Below are 548 nucleotides of genomic sequence, written 5' to 3' on the forward strand. Positions count from 1 at the left end.
GGAGCCTATGCCGTTTGATTGCCGGTCAAACCTGCCCACGATCCCGTGGAAAGACTGCCCACCTTCGCGTGGAATCCGCGCCCATCATCCCATGGATTGACTGTCCACCATCGCGTGGAACACGCACTCGTCGTCATACTTTGATGCCGGTAGCCCCGTCCGGTCATCGTATAGCAGGTCATAGATTTCTTGGCGAAGCCCATCACGGGTGCTTTGTTTTGCAAACAAGTCCTGCACTTCCTCCATCCGGCGCTGGAGCGCCTTCAGGATTTCGACCGAAACAGACTTGATCTGCCGGATTTCCTCCTTCGAGAGGTCATCACGTATCAGCAAGTCAAATACCGGCTTCTGCTCCTGGGTCAAGCCAAGCGAGACGTGACTCTGCGCCTCCTCCTCGAGGTCGGCCGCTATACGCATCAAGGTGAATCGCCCCTAGATTTGTAGACGCCTTGCTTGGTAATTTTGGAAGCAAGGAGGACAAGATGTCCGGAGCTAAATTCACAGACGAGTTCAAGCGCGATGCCGTGGCCCAGATCGAGGATCGGGGT

Annotated in this window: 1 protein-coding gene; it reads right to left on the bottom strand. The window is 55.7% G+C overall.

Annotated features, from left to right (window positions below):
- Positions 1 to 84: 84 nt before the first annotated feature.
- The gene (locus G4Z14_RS18765) at positions 85 to 417 is read right to left on the bottom strand and encodes a hypothetical protein (protein ID WP_227751875.1); all 333 of its coding nucleotides are present in this window, start codon (positions 415 to 417) and stop codon (positions 85 to 87) included.
- Positions 418 to 548 lie beyond the last annotated feature (131 nt).

Origin of the sequence: Tabrizicola oligotrophica, from assembly GCF_011008935.1 — a bacterium.
Lineage (GTDB): Bacteria > Pseudomonadota > Alphaproteobacteria > Rhodobacterales > Rhodobacteraceae > Tabrizicola_A > Tabrizicola_A oligotrophica.